Annotated in this window: 20 protein-coding genes and 1 tRNA gene; 2 read left to right on the top strand and 19 right to left on the bottom strand. The window is 47.3% G+C overall.

The features are described 5' to 3' along the window. From tpiA to ACBP55_RS01410, 4 genes are all read right to left on the bottom strand, one after another. Positions 1 to 753 carry a triose-phosphate isomerase gene (gene tpiA, locus ACBP55_RS01425; RefSeq protein WP_029196000.1) on the bottom strand — a complete coding sequence of 251 codons (753 nt, stop codon included), beginning with the start codon at positions 751 to 753 and terminating at the stop codon, positions 1 to 3. A 68-nt stretch (positions 754 to 821) separates the two neighbouring features. Then, a complete protein-coding gene (locus ACBP55_RS01420) occupies positions 822 to 2,003 on the bottom strand; it encodes a phosphoglycerate kinase (protein ID WP_029195999.1) in 1,182 nt (393 codons plus the stop codon). A 122-nt stretch (positions 2,004 to 2,125) separates the two neighbouring features. After that, positions 2,126 to 3,133 (bottom strand): type I glyceraldehyde-3-phosphate dehydrogenase, encoded by a 1,008-nt coding sequence (gene gap / locus ACBP55_RS01415; protein WP_029195998.1) that lies wholly within the window; start codon positions 3,131 to 3,133, stop codon positions 2,126 to 2,128. Positions 3,134 to 3,220: 87 nt separating this feature from the next. After that, a complete protein-coding gene (locus ACBP55_RS01410) occupies positions 3,221 to 4,243 on the bottom strand; it encodes a sugar-binding transcriptional regulator (RefSeq protein ID WP_464649189.1) in 1,023 nt (340 codons plus the stop codon). Between the two features lie 305 nt (positions 4,244 to 4,548). Here ACBP55_RS01410 and ACBP55_RS01405 point away from each other — a divergent pair. Both ACBP55_RS01405 and clpP read left to right on the top strand, forming a co-directional pair. After that, positions 4,549 to 4,620 (top strand) — tRNA-Arg (locus tag ACBP55_RS01405). 285 nt (positions 4,621 to 4,905) lie between these two features. Further along, positions 4,906 to 5,487, top strand: coding sequence for an ATP-dependent Clp endopeptidase proteolytic subunit ClpP (clpP, locus tag ACBP55_RS01400; RefSeq protein ID WP_029195996.1), 582 nt, complete (start codon positions 4,906 to 4,908; stop codon positions 5,485 to 5,487). Positions 5,488 to 6,215: 728 nt separating this feature from the next. Here the strand turns inward: clpP and ACBP55_RS01395 are convergent. The 15 genes from ACBP55_RS01395 to hisD form a co-directional block, all read right to left on the bottom strand. Next, positions 6,216 to 7,985, bottom strand: coding sequence for a stalk domain-containing protein (locus ACBP55_RS01395; protein WP_464649187.1), 1,770 nt, complete (start codon positions 7,983 to 7,985; stop codon positions 6,216 to 6,218). A gap of 208 nt (positions 7,986 to 8,193) precedes the next feature. Next, a complete protein-coding gene (locus ACBP55_RS01390; protein WP_028555561.1) occupies positions 8,194 to 8,463 on the bottom strand; it encodes an HPr family phosphocarrier protein in 270 nt (89 codons plus the stop codon). A 149-nt stretch (positions 8,464 to 8,612) separates the two neighbouring features. Next, positions 8,613 to 9,545 carry a DNA-binding protein WhiA gene (whiA, locus tag ACBP55_RS01385; protein WP_029195994.1) on the bottom strand — a complete coding sequence of 311 codons (933 nt, stop codon included), beginning with the start codon at positions 9,543 to 9,545 and terminating at the stop codon, positions 8,613 to 8,615. 5 nt (positions 9,546 to 9,550) lie between these two features. After that, positions 9,551 to 10,534 carry a gluconeogenesis factor YvcK family protein gene (locus ACBP55_RS01380; RefSeq protein ID WP_464649184.1) on the bottom strand — a complete coding sequence of 328 codons (984 nt, stop codon included), beginning with the start codon at positions 10,532 to 10,534 and terminating at the stop codon, positions 9,551 to 9,553. A gap of 31 nt (positions 10,535 to 10,565) precedes the next feature. Continuing rightward, a complete protein-coding gene (gene rapZ, locus ACBP55_RS01375) occupies positions 10,566 to 11,453 on the bottom strand; it encodes an RNase adapter RapZ (RefSeq protein ID WP_029195992.1) in 888 nt (295 codons plus the stop codon). 76 nt (positions 11,454 to 11,529) lie between these two features. Beyond that, positions 11,530 to 12,477, bottom strand: a complete 948-nt coding sequence (locus tag ACBP55_RS01370) for an ROK family glucokinase (RefSeq protein WP_029195991.1) — start codon at positions 12,475 to 12,477, stop codon at positions 11,530 to 11,532. A gap of 230 nt (positions 12,478 to 12,707) precedes the next feature. Continuing rightward, entirely contained in the window at positions 12,708 to 13,655 is a 948-nt protein-coding gene (gene trxB / locus ACBP55_RS01365) for a thioredoxin-disulfide reductase (protein WP_029195990.1), read from the bottom strand. Positions 13,656 to 13,835: 180 nt separating this feature from the next. Beyond that, positions 13,836 to 15,572, bottom strand: coding sequence for a tetratricopeptide repeat protein (locus ACBP55_RS01360; RefSeq protein WP_029195989.1), 1,737 nt, complete (start codon positions 15,570 to 15,572; stop codon positions 13,836 to 13,838). A gap of 309 nt (positions 15,573 to 15,881) precedes the next feature. Continuing rightward, positions 15,882 to 16,832 (bottom strand): ribose-phosphate diphosphokinase, encoded by a 951-nt coding sequence (locus tag ACBP55_RS01355; protein ID WP_464649180.1) that lies wholly within the window; start codon positions 16,830 to 16,832, stop codon positions 15,882 to 15,884. Between the two features lie 75 nt (positions 16,833 to 16,907). After that, the gene (hisJ, locus tag ACBP55_RS01350) at positions 16,908 to 17,714 is read right to left on the bottom strand and encodes a histidinol-phosphatase HisJ (RefSeq protein WP_464649178.1); all 807 of its coding nucleotides are present in this window, start codon (positions 17,712 to 17,714) and stop codon (positions 16,908 to 16,910) included. Between the two features lie 26 nt (positions 17,715 to 17,740). After that, entirely contained in the window at positions 17,741 to 18,394 is a 654-nt protein-coding gene (gene hisIE, locus ACBP55_RS01345; RefSeq protein ID WP_056833522.1) for a bifunctional phosphoribosyl-AMP cyclohydrolase/phosphoribosyl-ATP diphosphatase HisIE, read from the bottom strand. Further along, complete coding sequence (gene hisF, locus ACBP55_RS01340; protein WP_029195985.1) at positions 18,391 to 19,149, bottom strand: imidazole glycerol phosphate synthase subunit HisF; 759 nt, start codon at positions 19,147 to 19,149, stop codon at positions 18,391 to 18,393. The genes hisIE and hisF overlap by 4 nt, the downstream gene beginning before the upstream one ends. Before the next feature lie 281 nt (positions 19,150 to 19,430). After that, on the bottom strand, positions 19,431 to 20,042 hold the full coding sequence (hisH, locus tag ACBP55_RS01335; protein WP_464649176.1) for an imidazole glycerol phosphate synthase subunit HisH: 612 nt from the start codon (positions 20,040 to 20,042) through the stop codon (positions 19,431 to 19,433). A gap of 2 nt (positions 20,043 to 20,044) precedes the next feature. Further along, positions 20,045 to 20,653 carry an imidazoleglycerol-phosphate dehydratase HisB gene (gene hisB, locus ACBP55_RS01330; protein ID WP_464649174.1) on the bottom strand — a complete coding sequence of 203 codons (609 nt, stop codon included), beginning with the start codon at positions 20,651 to 20,653 and terminating at the stop codon, positions 20,045 to 20,047. Then, positions 20,653 to 21,939 (bottom strand): histidinol dehydrogenase, encoded by a 1,287-nt coding sequence (gene hisD / locus ACBP55_RS01325; RefSeq protein ID WP_464653200.1) that lies wholly within the window; start codon positions 21,937 to 21,939, stop codon positions 20,653 to 20,655. The genes hisB and hisD overlap by 1 nt, the downstream gene beginning before the upstream one ends. Positions 21,940 to 22,050 lie beyond the last annotated feature (111 nt).

The following is a 22,050-nucleotide window of genomic DNA, read 5'->3' as shown; positions in this document are numbered from 1 at the left end:
TTACTTCGCCCCCTGGACGAGCTGGATGTAGGAAGCTGGCTCTAAGCTCGCTCCGCCAACAAGTGCGCCATCAATGTCTGGCTGTGCCATATACTCAGCAATGTTGTTCGGCTTCACGCTGCCGCCGTATTGAATGCGAACCGCATCAGCTACGGATGCGCCGTATAGACCGCTCACAAGCTGACGGATGTAGCCGATAACGTCTTGTGCATCTTCAGCAGTGGAAGATTTGCCTGTACCAATAGCCCAGATTGGCTCATAAGCGATAACAACTTGCGCTGCTTGCTCTGCGCTAAGACCAGCAAAAGCTGCTTCTGTTTGCACTTTACAAACATCTTTCGTTTGACCCGCTTCGCGCTCTTCCAACTTCTCACCTACGCAAAGGATTGGCGTTAAACCATGTTTGAAAGCCGCAACGACTTTCTTGTTCACGATTTCATCTGTCTCAGCGAAGTAAGCTCTACGCTCGGAGTGACCGATAATAACATACTCCACACCAAGATCTTTCAGCATAACGCCGCTGATTTCGCCTGTGAATGCGCCATTGTCTTCAAAATGCAGGTTTTGCGCGCCTACGTGAACGTCTGTACCTTTCACAGCTTCAACCAGAGCAGGCAGATTCGTGAATGGGGAGCAAATTACGCTCTCAACGCCTTCTACCGTGCTGCCTTTTACTTCATTCACGAAGCTAACAGCTTCGGAAACAGTTTTGAACATTTTCCAGTTACCCGCGATAATCGGTTTTCTACTCATTGGATATGCTCTCCTTCAAGTTTATTGCCAGAAAAACTGGCTTCGTAAGCATTTGCTTTACCATTCAATTATTTATCGTTCAATGCTACTACGCCTGGCAATGCTTTACCTTCCATAAATTCCAAGGAAGCTCCGCCACCTGTGGACATATGGTTCATTTGATCAGCCAAATGGAATTTCTCTGTTGCTGCAGCAGAATCGCCACCACCGATAACGGTGTAACCGGAAGTTGTTGCGCAAGCCTGAGCTACAGCGCGAGTACCGTGAGAGAAAGGCTCGATTTCGAAAACGCCCATCGGTCCGTTCCAAACAACCAGTTTGGATTTCGCGATAACGTCTGCGTATAGTTCACGTGTTTTCGGTCCGATGTCAATGCCTTCCCAATCCGCAGGAATGCCATCAACGCCAACGATTTGTGTGTTCGCATCTGCGCCGAATTTATCAGCGACAACGATATCAACGGGAATCAAGAAGTTAACGCCTTTTTCTTTCGCTTTTTCAATAAAGCTAAGCGCTAGGTCAAGTTTCTCGTTATCCACGAGGGATTTACCGATTTCGTAACCTTGTGCTTTCAGGAATGTATAGGACAGACCACCGCCAATAAGCACGTTATCTGCAATGTTCAGGAGATTGTTAATCACAGCGATTTTGTCTTTCACTTTGGATCCGCCAACGATGGCTGTGAAAGGACGCTCTGGGTTGTTCAGCGCTTTACCTAGAACATCAAGCTCCTTCTCCATCAATAGACCGGATACCGCTGGAATGAAGTGTGCGATTCCTTCTGTTGAAGCGTGTGCACGGTGAGCAGCGCCGAATGCATCATTCACGAACAGGTCTGCAAGCTCAGCAAAAGCTTTTGCGAGTTCAGGATCGTTCTTCTCTTCGCCTTCATTGAAACGAACGTTTTCAAGCAAGAGAACGTCACCATTTTCAAGAGCATCCACTTGTGCTTTCACGATTTCGCCAACGGATTCATTCGCTTTAATCACCGATTGACCAAGCAATTCAGCCAATTTTGCAGCAACTGGTGTCAAACGAAGCTCTTCAACCACTTGTCCGTTTGGACGACCAAAATGGGCAGCGAGAATAACTTTAGCGCCTTTTTCTATTAAAAATTTAATCGTAGGCAGCGTTTCTCTGATCCGTGTATCGTCGGTAATTTGACCATTCTCTACAGGTACGTTGAAATCAACGCGAACAAATACTCTTTTACCAGCTACTTCAACATCGCGAACACTTTTCTTATTCATAGGTCACGGCCTCCTGAACGGGTATGGTTTACTTCTATTCTAGCTGAAACAGGGGTAAATCGCACATAAAGAGGAGAATCTCTTCTCCCCTTCATGTGGTTTTTCATTGATGATCTATGAAATTACAGACCTTTTTTAGCGATGAAAGCAACCAAGTCAACTACACGGTTGGAGTAGCCCCACTCGTTGTCGTACCAGGAAACCACTTTCAGCATGTTGTCGCCAACTACCATTGTGGAAAGAGCATCGATTGTGGAGGAAGCAGGATCGCCATTGAAATCGCTGGAAACCAAAGCATCTTCTGTGTAGTTCAGAATGCCTTTAAGAGGGCCTTCGGAAGCTGCTTTCAAAGCTGCGTTTACTTCATCAACAGTTACGTTAACTTTCAACTCAACAACCAAGTCAGTTACGGAAACGTTAGGCGTAGGGACACGCATAGCCATACCGTTCAATTTGCCTTTAAGCTCAGGAAGAACTAGGCCGATTGCTTTTGCTGCACCAGTGCTGGAAGGAATGATGTTCTCAGCTGCTGCGCGAGCACGACGAAGGTCTTTGTGAGGAACGTCAAGCACGGATTGGTCATTTGTGTAGGAGTGAACAGTTGTCATCATCCCTTTTACGATTCCGAAGCTATCGTTGATAACTTTCGCGAAAGGAGCCAGACAGTTTGTAGTACAAGAAGCATTAGAGATAATTGTGTGAGCTGCTGGATCGTATTTATCTTCGTTAACACCAAGTACAATTGTGATATCTTCGTCGGAAGCTGGAGCGGAAATGATAACTTTCTTAGCTCCGCCTTTCAAGTGAAGGGCTGCTTTTTCTTTAGCTGTGAAAATACCAGTAGATTCGATAACGATTTCTGCGCCTACAGATGCCCAAGGCAGGTTCCCAGGGTCACGCTCAGCAAAAACTTTGATGGAACGACCGTTAACGATCAATTCACCTTCACCAGCTTCAACTGTAGCGTCTAGTTTACCGTGAGTTGTGTCATATTTGAGCAAATGAGCCAATGTTTTTACGTCTGTCAAATCGTTAACTGCTACGATCTGTACTTCTGAATTGTTCAAAGCTGCGCGAAACACGTTACGACCAATACGTCCGAAACCGTTAATACCTACTTTTGTTGTCATAGCCAATTCCTCCTAAGATTAAAAAAATAATTATATATTTCAAAACGCAGCTGATGAAGGCATACGTTATGATGTCTTTCGTTTTCGTTAAACATGCTTCATAATTTCCAAAGCTGCTGCTTCATCTGTCACAAGAACATCTTCTTGTCCGTGACGAAGTACGGAAGCGATCGCTTCCCCTTTGCTCTTCCCGCCGGCTACACCAATGACGACTTCAATGCGCTGCAGATCCTCCAGACGAAGTCCTACGGTCGGCATCTTGTGAACCACATTTCCTTGGCGGTCAAAATAGTACCCTAACGCCTCTGCGAGAGCACCCTCGGCTTCCAAACTGCGTGTCGTCTCGGCGTCGACCTTACGTCTGCGCGCCATGACCATAGCATCCCCGATACCGTGTACAACGATGCGACAACTGCGAACAGCGTCAACAACTTCTTGAATTTGCGGATCTTGGATCAGCGATTGGTACGCTTCCTCCCCGAGATGATCCGGTACATGCAGCAATCGGTATTTACCGCCTGTTTTCTTGGCCATAATAGAAGCAATGGTGTTCGCCTGCATATCCACACTTTCACCAAGTCCACCGCGAGCAGGCACGAACCAGCTGCCTTTCATCGATGAGGATATCGCCAGGTTATTGGCAATCTGCGCCATCGTAGAACCACCGGTTACAGCGATGATATCATCCTTGGACACATACTTGCGGAGAACTGCTGCACCTGCACGCCCTAGCTCCTTCTTCGTAAATACCGAAGTGTCGGAGTCTCCTGGGACGACAATCACTTGCGAGATGCCGTATGACTTAGCAATGCTTTCCTCCAAGTCCGTTAATCCAAAAGCCATCTTAATGATGGGCTGCATGTCCTCAAGCAATTGACGACCCGATTCACTAATCTTCATCCCTGTTGCATCCGATTCGAGAAGTCCAAGCTCCTTAAGGAAATCAACTTCCCCGCGCAGCACGCGTTCAGTCATATCGAGCGAAGAAGCTAACGTTCTACGTCCGACAACACCGGAGACTAAGATGTGATGTAGAATCGAGTACCGCTTCTTCATGATGTCCATGAGATCCGGCAAGAGCTGTTTCTGAATGTCAAGAATTTCTCTCATATGACGACTTTTAACGCTCCTGATCCGTTGATGGACGTTTTATGTCCCGGGTATACATTTTGCGTCCCACCCGGGCGAAAAAAAAGTTCCTTACTCAATTCCCAAATCAGAAAGATGAATTCACTGAAAATTGTTATGCTTGAATTCTTTCTGATAGCTTACTTTTTCATTATAACCAATTCTCTTTCCAGATTCAACATTTGTTCAAACATTTTTCACCAATATGGGCTGAAAGGGCTTACTGTCTTGCTTTTTCCGGGCGGCTGACATATAATAACCCTTGCTTCACTTTTTTAACTTTTTATGCGCCCGTGGTCCAATGGATATGACGTAGGCCTCCGAAGCCTGAGATAAAGGTTCGATTCCTTTCGGGCGCGTTCCTAAGAATTGCAGCAGAATCAACTTCAAATCAACACTTGATCAACAACAAATCATCAACAGATCGACAACAAATTGACACTAGAATGGCCAAAATCAGCATCCTTGCTGATTTTTTTTGATCTTAGTTTGACCTTTCTTGACCTTCAGAGGTTTTTTCGTTATCATACTTGTAGATACTGTAAACAGTATGTACAAAAGAGATCAATTTCATTATCCAATGATGAGATTGACTCCACGCATCAATATTTTAAACCAGTACCCACCCCAAGGAGGTCATTCTCATGAGTTTTATTCCTATGGTCGTCGAACAGGACGCGCGCGGTGAAAGAGGGTATGACATCTACTCTCGCTTACTGAAGGACCGCATTATTTTCTTAGGCACGGGTGTCAACGATGTTGTGGCTAACTCCATCATTGCTCAGCTACTTTTCTTGGCCGCACAAGATCCTGATAAAGATATCTCGCTTTACATCAACAGCCCTGGCGGTTCCATTACAGCCGGTATGGCCATCTTTGACACGATGCAGTTCATTAAGCCAGACGTATCCACGATCTGCGTTGGTATGGCTGCTTCTATGGGCGCATTCCTGCTCACAGCTGGCGCCAAAGGCAAACGTTACGCTTTGCCTAACAGTGAAGTCATGATTCACCAACCACTGGGTGGCGCTGAAGGTCAAGCTTCAGACATCGAAATCCGCGCTAAGCGTATTTTGAAAATGAGAGACAACCTGAACAAAATCCTAGCCGAGCGTACAGGCCAAACTTTTGAGCGCATCGAAAAGGATACAGACCGCGATAATTTCATGAGCGCTGCGGAAGCGGCCGAATACGGACTCATCGATAAAGTCATCGAGCGCGTCTAATTTGTAACATAAGAACCAGCCTGCAATGACTGCTCATACGAGCGGCCGTGCGGCTGGTTTTTTATTGGCTAATCAAAGTGCTACTTTCTCAATTTCCCCTTCACTTAACAATGAAAAACATCCTCTCCACCCACATCGCATGCGAACCAACCCTGATCCTGCTTACTTAAGAATGTTCTTCATCGTTAAAGTGCTACTTTCTCACTTCCCCCTCCACTTAACGATGAAAAACATCCTCTCAGCTCACTTCACATGCGAACAAACCCCGATCCTGCTTACTTAAGCATGTTTTTCATCGTTAAAGTGCTACTTTCTCACTTTCCCCTCCACTTAACAATGAAAAACACCCTCTCAGCTCACAACACATGCGAATCAACCCTGATCCTGCTTACTTAAGCATGTTTTTCATCGTTAAAGTGCTACTTTCTCACTTTCCCCTCCACTTAACAATGATTAACATCCTCTCAGCTCACTTCACATGCGAATCAACCCAGATTCCGCTTACTTAAGCATGTTCTTCATCGTTAAAGTGCTACTTTCTCACTTCCCCCTCCACTTAACGATGAAAAACATCCTCTCAGCCCATTTCACAATGCGAATCAGTCGATTTCCGAGCTTATTCCCCATCTCTCACCGCCGCCACAAGTTCGCAAAAAAAAGAGCCTCCTGAGACCCCAGTGTTATGCTGAATGCATCACTTGGATCTCAAAGGCTCTTATCTTTTCATCTTACTTCTTCTCATCCAACGGATAGAAAATCAGGTCAATCGGGAATGCCGAACCTGCCGGAGGCGTGAACTCGATATCCAGCGCATCTTCCGTACCCGTTGTACGTGCCAGCACTTCCATTCCGTCAAATGCCGTAATGACACCGGAATAAGGAACCGGAATGATCTCACCGTTTATTTTGAACGGCCCTTTGAAAACGCCGCCTTTGGCCATAATCATAACAGCCATCTTGCGCGGCTTATCCGCATGGATTTTATAGACCACGCCATAATTGCCGCCGTTCTCCACATTTTGCTTACGCATCACATCATACCCTTTAACGAACGGATCCGTCTTGTTATCACCAATCGTAAGTACCGACGTTTTCGTGAAGCTTGTGGCGTCTACATCCCATTTAATCTCCGATACCGGGAACGTCCCGCGTACGTGTCCTGTGAAGCCCAATAACGGAAACTCCTGCGCTATCGTCGGCGTCAGCATGCGATCTGTCACACCGAATGAGATTTGCATCTCGCCGTCTGTTTCCACATCGTAAAATAAGTTCACACCCTGCCCCGGATAGAAATCCGGAAGCTTCGCATACACGTAAGTCTCATGAGGAGGCACCGTTAGTTCGTCCGTGTACACATTGTTTAGAAGGAAGTCTACGGACGCTTCGCTACCGATCAAATTCGCATAAACGGAAGGATACACCTCTCCTTTATTCGTTGTCTTGATCTTAACCGGTTTATCCGAGTTATTCGTTGCGAATATGGCCATGGTCATCTTCTGCTTCGTACCGTTGATATGATCGGCATACAGACGAGCCTTGCCATTGATGTTATCGCGGTAAAGAATACCACTCTCTGTAAATTCCTCCGGACTGTCGCTCACAAGCAGCGTGCGTCCTGGAACTTCCGTTACTTTTTTAGGCAATGGAGCCATTTCATTGAAGTGCGCCCAAATGGTGCCCCAGTCCGACTTAATAAAACCGCCAACCGGCTTCATATAAATCGGGTATTCCACTTCAGTCAAATAAGGTTCATTTACCACCGTTACAAAGCTTTTGAACAATTTACTAACATGTCCGTGACCATCTTTAACCGTCAAAGTAACCGGATATTTACCTGGCTTGAAAAAGGCTTCCTGATTGCCTGCCCAATCATAGGACGCAATACCTTCCGCATCGGGATCATAGCTAAGATCGAGATACTTCACAGGCTCTCCAAGACGGTATGTAGGCTTTGCTGTTGTAAACTTAGCTACAGGTCTAGAGTTGCTATCCTGGTCAATGTAGATGCCCTCAGGCGACTTAAAATGCACGATTTCTACTCGGCGAAGCTCGTTGTTATATTTATACTTCGCTCCCATATAGTCTGCTAACCAAGTCAGCTTCACTAGAAGCTTTCCATTTACAATCGCAGCAACTGTGTTAAAAGGCGTATCTACCCCATTGGTCGTCACGGTCTTATGATCAGAATCGAGAACGATGTTGTAACCCGGAGGAGTCATCTGAATGGTCCGCGATGCATCATTCCACTCCACATTGAAGCCCATTGTATCCCCAAGAAACTTGGCTGGGACGAACGTGCTGCCGTTGATAATGGTAGATGGAGACTCCAAATGGATTTGCTGATCATTAACGAATGCTTCTGACTTATCGATATAAAGTAAAATGAAGGACGAGCTTGTCGATACCGCGTAAGCTGCCGGTGCTGTTATCGTACTAGCAAGAAATACGATGAACGCAAGCAGGAGGGTAACCTCTTTTTTTAGCGAATTCAATTTCATTCTCTTCTCTGGCTCCTTTAACATTTGAATGCAGTTTGGCAGAAATGGCAAATAGCCCTTTCCTTCATTGACCACGTTCATTAGACGTCGCCAAGAGAAAAAGGTTGCTAATTCCCCTAATTGTTAACAAATTTGACACTTATTGAACCTGCACTGTATGGCCGCTTCACTCGCAAAAAAGCCTCCTCGAAAGGAAGCTTTTGAAGGATTATTGGTTTTCCAATTCTTCCTTGCTGACTAATGTGACTAAAGCGTTTACAGCCTGCTCGGCATCCGAACCTTCTGCACTTATGAAGACTTCGGTCCCTGTACTGATCGCAAGACTCATAATTCCCATGATGCTTTTCGCATTCACTTTCTTTTCATCCTTCTCAACAAAGATCTCGGATGAAAATTTATTCGCCTCTTGAACAAACAATGCCGCAGGTCTGGCATGAAGTCCTGTTCTCAACTTCACAACGACTGGACGTCTGGACATGGAACTAATTCCCCCTAATATGGAGCTTATATGAATTACTATTGATAACAGTGCTAATACCCTATGTTTTAACATTATAGCATTTTTCCCTGAAGTACACTAGAAAAAATGAGAAAAACTTATAGATGCGCTGTACAGGGGCTTCTTATCTACGAATTTCGCTGTTTTTCAGCCAATTCGTCGATTTTTCGCAGACGATGATTGACGCCGGATTTGCTCACGCTTCCCTTAAGCATGTCGCCAACTTCCTTGAGATTTAGATCAGGATGCTGAAGTCTAATTTCGGCAACCTCTCTAAGCTTCTCAGGCAAGCTATCCAGTCCGACCTCTCTTTGCAGGAGTCGGATATTTTCGATCTGTCTAACTGCTGCACCAATCGTCTTGTTAAGGTTCGCTGTTTCACAATTGACAATGCGATTCACCGAGTTGCGCATATCCTTCATGATCCGGACATCCTCAAAGCGCAGCAGCGCCTGATGTGCCCCAATGATACTTAGAAACTCGATAATCTTCTCGCCTTCTTTGATATACAAGACGAAACCTTTTTTGCGTTCGATGCAGCGGGCATTCAAATCGAATTTGTTCGCAAGCTGCGACAGCGCCTTGCAATGCTCCTCGTAAATCGAGGCAATCTCGAGATGATAAGAAGAACCCTCGGGGTTATTCACCGAGCCTCCAGCCATGAATGCCCCACGAAGATATGCCCTTTTGCAGCAATTGCCTCGAATGATCTCTTTGTTAATTCCCGTGGTGAATATGAACCCTTCGGAAACAATTTTCAGATCACTGAGCAGCTCCTGAACTTGACCAGGAACTCTAACAATGTACACGTTATTCTTCTTTAAACGCATTTTTTTACGCACGAGAAGCTCGGTGTGCAATTTGTACGTTTTTTTGATGAGCGTGTAGATCCGCCTTGCAATAGCTGCATTTTCGGTGGAAATATCAAGTACGACACGTTGGCTGGTTAACTGTACAGATCCATTCATTCGAATCAAAGCTGACAGCTCCGCTTTTTCACAACATGCTTCCGCATCTGTAATTAACGTTAATTCTTTTTTGGTTGTTGCCGCAAAGGACAAGGGACTCACTTCTTCCTTAACATCCAGCTTTCGACGAGCTGATAAATATGGTCACTCAATTTCTCTGCATCATGACGAAGGTAGGTACGAAATAGCACGAGTCGATCAGCAATAATCCGATAGCCTCTCTTCGTGACTTCTTCTAGGTCCAAATGCACCGCTTTCGAACCCTTTTCCGCATATTTCGCCTGGACTTGCGGAGGGATTTCCCCATTGTTCACAATCACATAGTCAAACAAATGTTGACCCAGGTGATCATAAATGGCATCCAGATGATCGCTGACCGAATAGTCGTCGGTTTCGCCTGGCTGTGTCATCACATTGCAGATAAACAACTTTACAGCATTCGATTTCACAATCTCTTCCGCGATCCCAGGGACAAGTAGATTTGGCAGCAAGCTTGTATATAAACTGCCCGGGCCGCATAATATGGCATCCGCTTCGCGTATAGCTTGAACAGCTTCAGCTAGAGGTGTCACGTTAGCCGGCTCGATGAATACACGCTTGATGCGTCCATCCGCTTTTGGAATCTTAGACTCGCCTACGACTAAGGTACCATCTTCCATGATCGCTTTCAATACGATAGCTTGATTCGATGCGGGAAGCACCCGACCTCGAACAGCAAATACGCGATTCATTTCTTGAACCGCAGTGACAAAGTCACCAGTAATATCCGTAATTGCCGCTAGTATTAGATTTCCCAGACTGTGTCCAGCTAAACCTGTACCCACTTGAAATCTATATTGCAAAATAAGCGACAGCAAAGGCTCGACATCCGCAAGAGCCGTTAGCACACTGCGAATGTCGCCTGGAGGCGGCATCTGTAATTCATTTCGGAGAATCCCAGAGCTTCCTCCATCATCCGCTACCGTCACAATGGCTGTAATATCAACCGGTTTCTCCTTCAATCCTCTAAGCATAACCGAAAGACCTGTTCCACCGCCGATAACGACTATTCTGGGCTTGCGTTGTAATTCCACATGTTCCATACTTCTTTCACCCTCTTAATCGTAGGACTGCTTATACACGGTCCCGCTCGGCATCACGATGACTCAAACGCACGGTTTCGGTTTCGCTATTGCCCATCACTTTGCCGAGATATTCCGTGATGGCGACGGATCGGTGTTTACCTCCAGTGCAGCCTATTCCTACAACAACCTGACTCTTGCCTTCTTTCTTATACTGAGGCATTAAGAAATGGAGCATATCGAGCAGCTTATTCAGAAACTCTTGCGTCTCAGTCCACTTCATAACGTAGTCATATACATCGGGATCTTGACCAGTCTGTGGACGAAGCTGTTCCACATAATGTGGATTCGGTAAGAAGCGAACATCGAAGATTAAATCAGCATCAATTGGGACACCATACTTAAATCCGAAGGAGATTACATTTATAGATATGCGGTTTGTTTCCAAATTGGTAAACCTGGAAATAATTCTTTCTTTGAGCTGCACCGGCTTAAGCGTGCTTGTGTCAATAACCTGTGTGGCTAAGCCTTTCAGCTCTTCCAACAGTTTACGCTCAAGACCAATACCTTCAAGCGGCGCTCCATCGGGAGCTAGCGGGTGTCGGCGACGGCTTTCCTTATAACGCTGTACTAGCGTCGCATCGGTAGCATCTAGGAATAGAATTTCATAACTAAGCGTGTAATTCTCTTGGATATAACGAAGCGACTCCTGAAGTGCAGTGAAAAATTCACGCCCTCGCAAATCAATCACCAGTGCCACTTTGCCGATTTTCCCCATCGACTGCTCGATCAACTCAGCAAATTTAGGAATCAATACAGGAGGTAAATTATCGACGCAAAAGAATCCTAGATCCTCAAGACTCTGTACGGCAATCGTCTTACCTGCACCTGACATTCCTGTAATTATGACCAGTTTCGCTAAAGGGTGGTTTTCTTCCATGAATGACACCTTCCTTTGGAGTGCTTCTCGCAGGCCAACTCAGATCCGCTAACCATACGAACAGTACGTAATACGTCTATCTTAAATTCAAACCAGCAGCACCTACGATGCCTGCATCGTTACCCAGCGTTGCAGCAACGATCTCAACACCTTCTGAAGCTGTCTCTGGCGTGTATTTCTTAAAGGTTTCACGAATCGGTTGGAATAAAATTTCCCCTGCTTTCGAAACACCGCCACCGATAATGAATCGTTTCGGGTTAATAATAACGGCCATCGCAGCCATGGAACGTCCAATATAATAGGCAGCCCGGTTCACGATGCGCAGGGATACTTCATCTCCGCTCTTGGCCGCATCGAAGACATGCTTCGCTTCAATCTTCTCGTGAAGAGCTAATGACGTTTTCTCGCCGCGCTCAACGGCTTCATTAGCCATACGAACGATGCCTGTCGCCGACGAAACTGTTTCTAGACAACCCATTTGTCCACATCCACACTGAATTGCTTCAATGTCTGGCACAACGGACATATGACCAAGCTCTCCAGCCATACCCGCAGAACCTTGATAAATTTTCCCGTTAATAATAATCCCGCCGCCAACACCTGTTCCAAGCGTATAGCAAACCACATTTGGAATTCCCGCTCCGCTGCCCGCCCAAGCTTCGCCTAAAGCAGCTACATTGGCGTCGTTGTCAATCTTAACCGTTTTACCCAGAAATCCTTCCAGCATTTTCTTCGCAGGGACATTATGCCATTGCAAATTTGGAGAGAATTTAACGAAGCCTTCCGGAATATCCATGAATCCGGCTAAACCTGCGCCAATACCAGCCACTTGCTCCCATTCAAACGGAGACTCTTCGACAATTTGGCGTACATACTGGGCAATTCGCTCAATTACAAAATCAGCACCATTCTCCGCGCCTGTAGGGCCTTCAAACGTTTGCAGCAGTTTTCCCTGCTCGTCGCAGATACCCACTTTGATATTCGTACCGCCTAAATCTACACCGATATAAATCTGATCTGACATTGCAAGGTCACCTCATGAATAGTCATAATAATTTTCGGATATTTCCGGGGTCCCCGCAAAGTAATTGGAATAAGCTTCGAAGGCTATGCGTCACTTTGTGGGGTTTACTTATGCTCCTGTTCCAACTATAAGTCAAGCCTGTAAACTGGTCAAGATTCAACAGTTCCCATTGAAACGAGAAAACGTGGAGAGATTAGCCCTCCACGTTTGCTGTAAAGACTCCAGACCGCTTACAGCGACTGGCTCCAATCGTGTACGATGTTGCCTTCTAGGAACTTTTCAGCTTCCAGAGCAGCTGCGCATCCACTTCCTGCCGCTGTAATCGCTTGGCGATATTTCGTGTCTTGCACATCACCACAAGCAAATACGCCAGGGATATTCGTCTCTGTCGTGCCCGGCTTCACAATAATGTAGCCGTGCTCATCCGTATCGATTTGTCCGCCTAAGAACTTCGTATTCGGTGTATGGCCGATAGCTACAAAGATACCGTCCGTTTCGATGATTTCATCTTCACCGGTTTCGTTATTTTTGACCTTCAGGCCTGTAACACCTTTTTCACCAGCTATAACTTCAAGTGGAGTATTATTAAGTGCCCATTTCACTTTTTCGTTGCCGCGAGCGCGATCCTGCATGATTTTCGAAGCGCGAAGCTCATCGCGACGGTGGACTAAGCGGACTTCCGAAGCAAAGCGAGTAAGGAAATTTGCCTCTTCCATAGCGGAGTCACCGCCACCAACGACAACAATCTTTTTGCCGCGGAAAAAGAATCCGTCACACGTTGCGCAAGTACTTACGCCGCGTCCGATGTTTTCTCTCTCATTCGTAATTCCAAGCAATCTGGCAGAAGCACCCGTGGAGATAATCAGTGTTTCTGTCTCGATCTCGCCAAGACCTTCAACTTGCAGTTTAAATGGACGATTCGTCAGCTCAACAGAGTTCACCCAACCGGTTTTGAATTCGGCGCCGAAACGTTCTGCTTGCTTCCGCATATTCTCCATTAATTCAGGACCCATAATCCCTTCAGGGAAGCCGGGGAAGTTCTCTACTTCAGTAGTAGTGGTAAGCTGTCCGCCTGGCTCTGGCCCTTCAATAACGAGTGGGCTAAGGTTGGCGCGCGCTAAATAAATGGCTGCTGTTAGACCGGATGGTCCTGTTCCTACAACGACTGATTTGTACATATGGTTTCCCTCCTAGGTGCTTTCCTCAGGAAAGCTATCTACGTAAGCATCGCCTGCGTTTTGCTTCAGCAAGACAGTCTTCGTATGCTTCGTTTTATTGTGCTTCCATGCGAGCAGTTGAAACCGCCGCTTTATTTATGTATGAAAGCCAGGTCTTTCGACAAGGCAAAAGACTGGCTATCAAATACTCGTGAATTTGTTAAAAATAGCTTCCATTTTCTCACGTAAACCACACGTGTCATCAATCAGCTTGACGTTGCGGCTTACGGTTGAGACTGTAACACCGTAGCGTGTAGATACTTCCTGATAGGAAATAGCTCGGCGATGCATTTTGGCGATCAAATACTCTAACGCTGCTGCCCAGCCCTCGGATTTATGAATCTTAGGCACAGCCGGGTAGATCTTCGTTAGAAATTCAACCCATAGGATTTCCAAATCATACTGCTGAACCATATCATAGCGCTTGTGCATATGCGACAGCGCAGTTTCCATTACACTTTGCCATTTGGCATCCCAAATCGGCAAATGCGGCGAGTAAGGAGAGGCTTCTACCGTTATCTCTTGGTTCTCCAGATAGGCGGGAAGTGACTCTCGGATCCCCATGCTGCGAAGCACAAAAATCGCGACTCTCTTCAAATAGTCATCTTCTTGACGATCCAGGATGAAATCCTGCAAAGCATCTCTCACTTCATTATCAGCGATTAAGCCGAACGCTTGGATCACCTGCAGCTTCGTCTCGATATCACCATGGCGCAAAGCCCAGAAGAAGGAGGATCGCACTAGCGGATCTTTCTTCAGTTGGTCCGGGATTCCTTGCGTGGACTTCTCCAACACCCTAAACTGCTCTTCGAAGGGCAGATGGTAGTGATAACTCCAGGTTAGCGGCCCTTCGGCCTTCTCGCGTGAGCGCAGCTGCTCCAAGTAAAACTTGGAGATTTCGGCACCGGGATCAAGCTTCTCGGCTTGCTTCCAATAACGGTAAGCTTCGCCGAATCGACCGATATGGCTGGCTGCTACCGCTGCGTAATGATAGAGGCAAGGGTCTGCTGTCCCGTCTCCTGCTTTAAGCAGGCGCTTAAACAAGTGGTATGCCTTCTCATGCTCAGAAAGGATACCCATGGTTGTAGCAAGCTTGAACACATGATCCTGTTGAAAAGGAAACGTCTTGCACAATAGAGAGGTTAGCTCAGCTAACTCCTCTTTGTTACCGAAATGCTGGTGGAAAATGGCCATGTTACATAGCGCATGCAAATTTCCGGCATCGATGTCGAGCACTGCACGAATCGTTTCCATCGCCTTCTCAAACTGACCCATATAGTAATAAGCAAGGGCCAGATTGTTGCGGGCAGCTGTGAAATCAGGCTGATTCTTCACCAATTTCTCTAACTGCCTCACAGCTTCAGCGAACTTGCCCTCTTCGAGAAGCGCACGGGCTTTATCATGCTCGAAGAGCCCTTCTCGACTCTTGATGCTAGTGAGAGGGGCGGGACGTTCGAGCTCGTAGCTCAACATTTCCATCATTTCTTCAGACTCATCCATGAATTGACCTGTGGGGTCAGTCTCCAAATATCGAACCAACGCTTGTTCAGCCTGCTCGAAATTTTCCATGTTGGCATAGTTGTTTGCCATATAAAAGTGACATTCCGTCATCTCGGGATCGATCGTATCAAGGACATGCTGCAGAATTTGGTTCGACTCGTCATAATTGCCCATTTCGGAGAGAACTCCTGCGAGATTACAGTGATTCACAGGGTTATCCTGTTCATACTCTGCAGCTCGCCGGAAATATTTCAATGCCTTATCATAATGAAACCGATCCAACGATTGAACCGCTCTCTCGAAAAAGAATGCGGCATCCATGTTAATTGAAATAACTTTAGGCTTTGGCGCTTCGGACACACGCTTAATCTTTTCCATAGCAAGACACCTCCGGCAATTTGATTACACTCAAATTATACCATAGATCGCTTGGAAGCCAAAAACATAATCCGAAGGTAAGATCTGGTCTTGAAGTTGCTCTTGAACTCTGCCCTTGATCCTTATACAACCGAGGCTTTACAAGTCGGCTTTCAAAACCGAGAAGGTTGAACGAAATTCGGAGAAGGAGGAACGGAGCGTAGGTAAGCCTACGTGAGTACCGGACTTCCCGAATTTCGTTCAAGATTCGACGCCGAATCCACTTCCTGCATCCACATCGTTTTCAAAGTCGTCTTGTAAAGCTTCCGCTTATACGCCGCCGTATTTGAAGAGGGAGGATAGGGATCCGCCGTCATTAATAATGCGAATCGCATCAGACAACAGCGGAGCTACGGAAAGTACATTGAATTTATCGGAATGTCCTTCTGGAATCGCAATGGAGTCCGTAATGATGACTTCCTTAATGCTAGGGTGATCTAGGCGCTGCAGGGCAGGTCCGGAGAACACAGGATGTGTCGCACAAATATAAACGTCATGCGCTCCTCTTTCCTTCAAGCTCTCAACAACGTTAACAATCGTCGTACCCGTATCGATAAGATCCTCGATAATAATCGGCGTACGGCCGGCTACATCACCAATGACATGGGTAATCACCGATTCATTATGTTCTGGGCGCTTCTTGATCATCATTGCGAATGGCGCATCAAGAATGTTCGCCATTTTCTCAGCGGTTGTCGCACGTCCTGCATCTGGAGATACGATAACTGGGTTAGGCAAATTTCTCTTTTTAATGTTATCGCTGATAAGATCAAGCGCCGTTAAGTGGTCCACCGGAATATTGAAGAAGCCTTGAATCGCAGGCGCATGAAGGTCAATCGTTACTACACGAGTTGCACCTGCTGCACTGAACAAGTCAGCTACTAATTTAGCAGAAATCGGCTCACGCGGAGCAGCTTTACGTTCTTGACGAGAGTAACCATAGTAAGGGATGACAAGGTTGATCGTTCTTGCAGAAGCTCTTTTCGCCGCATCCATCATGACCAGAAGTTCCATCATGTGCTCATTAATCGGATGGGAAAAAGTTTGTACCAGGAATACGTCACAGTTACGAATCGTTTCTTCGTAAAGACAGTAAATTTCTCCGCTTTTAAAACGGGAAAGCTTAATTTGTCCAAGCGGCTGGCCGAGCTCTTTACAAATACGTTCCGCAAGCTTCGGATTCGAAGATCCGGAAAAGATTTTAACATTGTCGCTATGCATGGTTAATGGTTACCTCCGAAGGTTCATTAAATAGATTATACAGTTCCTCTTCATTATACATGAAACATGTCGAATTTAAAAAGTCACAAGATGTCGTTTTCGGGCAGAAAATGTGGCTATTTCGTTAAATCCAACGGATTTCAAGAGTTCCCTGGCTTCGTCCAAATTCTGGGACAACCGATCCGGCTGGTGCGCATCCGAACCTAGCGTCAATGGAATTCCCACCTTATGACAATATTCCAGCATTCGGCGGCTCGGGAACATCTCTTTACAAGGATGGCGCAAGCCCGAAGCATTCAGCTCGATCGCAAGATCACATTCTTTCACAGTGTCCAGTGCCGCCTTCTCCAGCTCCCACGTATCACGATCCGGGACATAACCAAATCGTTTAATCATATCGATATGACCGATATAGTCATACAGTCCGGTTCGGACTGCTTTCTTCACTGCCTCGTAGTATTGGGTATAAACTTCATAAATATCCTTGCCTTCCCAACCTGCGAGCTGCCTAAAATCAGAAATATCCCACTCGCCAAGGAAATGAACAGAACCGATAACATAGTCCCATGGATACGCTTTGATGATTGCGGCAATCTGTGTCTCATATCCTTCGATATAATCGCCCTCTAGCCCAACACGGATGTCAATCTGATCTTTGTACTTTTCTTTAAGATGCAGACACTCCTCAACATAGCGAGGCAGTTCTTCCATCGGCATGGCCATTTCCGGCCAATAAGTCGCAGGGTCCACATGCAAAAGCGGCATATGATCCGAAAGCCCCAACTGTGTGAGCCCGATCTCGATGCCGCGTTTGACGTATTCCTCCAGTTCCCCAGAGGCGTGACCGCAGCGCACATGATGTGTATGATAATCAATCAACATCGTGAATTCACTCCAGGTCGTTTTATTTATTTTTTGACGTGCCGATTAGCCAGCTCTTTCATAATATCATCCAAAGGCAACTTATTATTACGCAAAAGGACCATTAAGTGAAAAATAAGATCACTCGCTTCATAGCGAAGCTCATCATTATCTTTGTTTTTGGCTGCGATAATGACTTCGGCTGTTTCTTCGCCGACTTTTTTGAGAATCTTATCGACGCCTTTTTCGAAAAGATACGTTGTATAAGCGCCCTCAGGACGCTCAGCGTCACGCGAAGCAATAACGGCTTCCAACTCGCCAAGGATCGCGAAACGATTGCCCTCTGCGGCAGGTGCGGCTTCTTGAGCGGCCCCATCCACAGGGATACTTTCTGTGAAACAAGTATACGTGCCGTTATGGCAAGCAGGTCCCACTTGTTCCACGAGAACCAGCAGCGTGTCTGCATCGCAGTCGTAACGCAGTGATTTTACCTTTTGAGTATGACCGGAAGTTGCCCCCTTATTCCACAACTCCCCGCGGGAACGGCTCCAGAACCAAGTATCACCCGTTTGAATCGTACGCTGCAATGACTCGCTATTCATGTAAGCAAGCATGAGCACTTCTTTGCTGACTGCGTCCTGTACGATGGCAGGTACAAGACCCTGTGCATCATAAGTAATCTGATCTATTGAAAATGTCATCGGATTTCAACCCCTTTACCTTTAAGGTCGTCTTTGACCCCTTGAATCGTTAACTCTTTATAGTGAAAAATGGTTGCCGCCAACCCCGCATCGGCTTTGCCTTCGGTAAATACATCATAGAAATGCTCCGCTTTGCCCGCTCCGCCGGAAGCAATCACGGGAATCGTGAGCAGCCCGGATACGGCACGTGTTAGCTTCAAATCAAAACCGTCCTTCGTCCCGTCTGCATCCATGCTGGTAAGCAAAATTTCTCCAGCGCCAAGCTCTTCCATACGCTTCGCCCACTCTAACGTCTTGATACCAGTAGCGTTGCGACCGCCATGCGTGAACACTTCCCACTCGCCCCACTCGCTATTGAACTTCGCATCAATGGCAACGACAATACACTGGGAACCGAACTTCCGTGCTCCATCAGAAACAAGCTGAGGATTTCGAACCGCCGCTGTGTTGATACCGATCTTATCCGCTCCGGCGCGAAGCAGGCGTTTCATGTCGTCCACACTAGAGATGCCGCCGCCAACGGTGAAAGGGATCGTAATCTCTCCTGCCGTTTGACGGACAACCTCCACCATCGTCGCCCTTCCTTCCACCGAAGCCGAAATATCGAGGAACACCAGCTCATCCGCGCCCTCTTTATCGTAAATCGCTGCCAGCTCCACCGGATCGCCTGCATCGCGCAAATTAACGAAATTAACGCCCTTGACCACCCTGCCATCCTTGACGTCTAGGCAAGGTATAATTCTTTTGGCTAACATGATGGGCACCTCCTTCCTAAGCTAAAACTTCTATTTATGCAAAAACAGCTGGATTGCTTATCCTCCACAATAAAGCTCCATGGCTTTTGCATCGAATAAGAGTCTCTAAAAGCTTCTATTTCTGCAAAACCGGCTAAATTAGTCCAAATAAGAGTCTTTGCAGACTTCTATTTCCCCGAAAACAATCCTTTTCAAACTTTTCACACGGAATAAGAGTCCCTAGAAGCTTCTATTTGTGTCTAACCCGCCCCATCGCACCAAATAAGAGACGAGAGAGATTGTTATTTTTTATTGCACATTTTCAAAAAATTATTAAGCAGCTGCATGCCGATATCCCCACTTTTTTCGGGGTGAAACTGCATGCCGTATACGTTATCTCTGCCTACAATAGCCGTCACTGGCTGATGGTAATCCGTTACCGCCAGCAGGTCGCCTTCGCGCTCCGGCTTCGCATGATAGGAGTGAACGAAATACACATGCCCATCTTCGATACCTTGGAAAATCGGACTCGCATTTTGCTTGTAGACTAATCGGTTCCACCCCATATGCGGCACTTTATAGTCACCGCGGAAGCGGACAACCGAGCCAGGCAAAAGGGCCAGCCCCTCATGGTCCCCATGCTCCTCGCTGCTGGCGAACAACAACTGCATACCAAGGCAAATACCCAATAGCGGCTTACCCGATTCCGCATAACGAGTGACGACATCATTCAGCCCCGACTCGCGCAGCTGCTCCATCGCATCTCCGAATGCGCCTACGCCTGGCAGAATAGCACCCTCAGCTGCAAGAATCTGCTCAGCATCCCCTGTTACAACAGCTTCGTAACCCAGACGCTCGACAGCCTTGCTTACACTGTGTAAATTACCCATTCCATAATCAATAATGGCGATCATTCCTACAGCACTCCCTTCGTCGAAGGAACCCCCTGCACACGAGGATCAATCGATGTCGCTTCATCCAGCGCACGGCCTAATGCTTTAAATACAGCTTCAATCATATGATGCGTGTTCTGTCCGTAATGCGCGATAACATGCAGCGTAATACGGGATTCCAGAGCAAACTTCCACAGAAACTCTTGTACAAGCTGCGTATCAAAGCTGCCCACATTTTGTGAAGGATACTGCGCACGATATTCGAAATGCGGTCGGTTACTAATGTCGATGACAACTTGAGCAAGGGCTTCATCCATAGGAACGAATACGCTGGCATAGCGTTTAATCCCTTTTTTATCGCCAAGTGCTTCACGCAGGGTTTGACCTAAACAAATACCGATATCTTCAACCGTATGATGATCATCGATTTCAATATCGCCTTTTGCGACGACGTTCAGATCGAACTGTCCGTGTTTCGTGAACAAATCAAGCATATGGTTCAAGAAAGGAACATCGGTTTGGAGCTCAGAAACCCCTGTTCCATCTACTTGGAAAGCCAGGGCAATATCAGTCTCATTTGTTTTGCGGGCTACACGCGCTGAGCGAGCGATCCCTTTATCTTGTTCAGCCATTATTTCAACTTCCCTTCCTTTTTGAGTCGGATCTCTACCGCTCTTGCATGACCTTCCAACCCTTCGTTACGAGCCAGCGTCATAATCATTTCGCCGTTTGCGATCAGCGCTTCCTTGCTATAGTGAATAACGCTTGATTTTTTGAGGAAATCGTCCACATTCAGTGGCGATGAAAAGCGGGCTGTGCCATTCGTTGGCAGCACATGATTAGGTCCAGCGAAATAATCGCCGACAGGTTCCGTGCTGTAGGCGCCGAGGAAAATAGCTCCAGCATTCTCAATGCGAGGCAGCAGGTTAAAAGGCTCCTGTACCAACAGCTCGCAATGCTCCGGCGCCAAGCGATTGACAACGTCAACGCCCTCGTCCAAGTTATCCACAAGGAGTATAGCTCCTTTGGTCGCTGTGGACACAGAGGCGATCGCTTTCTTCGGCAGCACATCCAGCTGCCGCCACAGCTCTTGCCGAACCGCTTCGGCAAGCTCTCTCGAAGGTGTCACCAGAATCGACGGTGACATCTCGTCATGCTCGGCCTGCGCCAGCAAATCGGCCGCGACGTATTCAGGATCGGCGTGCTCATCAGCTAGCACGACGATGTCCGTTGGTCCGGCGATCATGTCGATATCGACGACGCCGAACACGAAGCGCTTCGCCAGCGCGACGTAGATGTTGCCGGGCCCGACGATCTTATCGACCGGCGGGATCGATTCCGTGCCGTAGGCCAGCGCGGCTACCGCCTGCGCCCCGCCTACGCGGTAGATCTCTTTCACACCCGCTTCGGCTGCTGCCACGAGGATATGCGGGTTGATGCCCTCTTCCCCCGCGGTAGCCGGAGGCGTCACCATCGCGATCTCAGGCACCCCCGCGACGATCGCGGGGATGGCGTTCATGAGCACGGAGGAAGGGTACGCCGCCTTCCCTCCGGGCACGTACAATCCGACCCGCTTCAGCGGTCGGATGATTTGGCCCAGCAGGCTGCCATTGGCCTGCAGGTCCATCCACGACGTGCGTTTCTGCTTCTCATGAAACGCACGAATGTTGGCGGCGGCTTGCCGCAGCGCCGCCAGGAAATCGGCGTCGACCTGCGCGTACGCCGCTTGGATCTCCTCGTCGCTGACGCGAAGCTCAGCGACGGTGACGCGGTCGAACTGCTGCGCCATGCGCCGCAGCGCGGCATCTCCGTCCTGCCGCACCTCATCGATGATGCGGCGGACGGTCTCATTTTGCTCGGGTGAGCCGTATTCGACCTCGCGGTTCAATTGAAATTCCGAGGCGGGAAGTATCCGCATCTTCATCATCCTCTCTTGATCTTGTTCCTTATCTATATCGATTGCACCATAGCTACAAACTAATTTGTCCTACGTTCCGCTAATTAGAATTTCTATCCATTTTCGTTCAAA

Source organism: Paenibacillus sp. WG02, assembly GCF_055396115.1.
The sequence above is the reverse complement of the archived record's forward strand: the minus strand, read 5'-3'. Positions and strand labels throughout refer to the sequence as shown.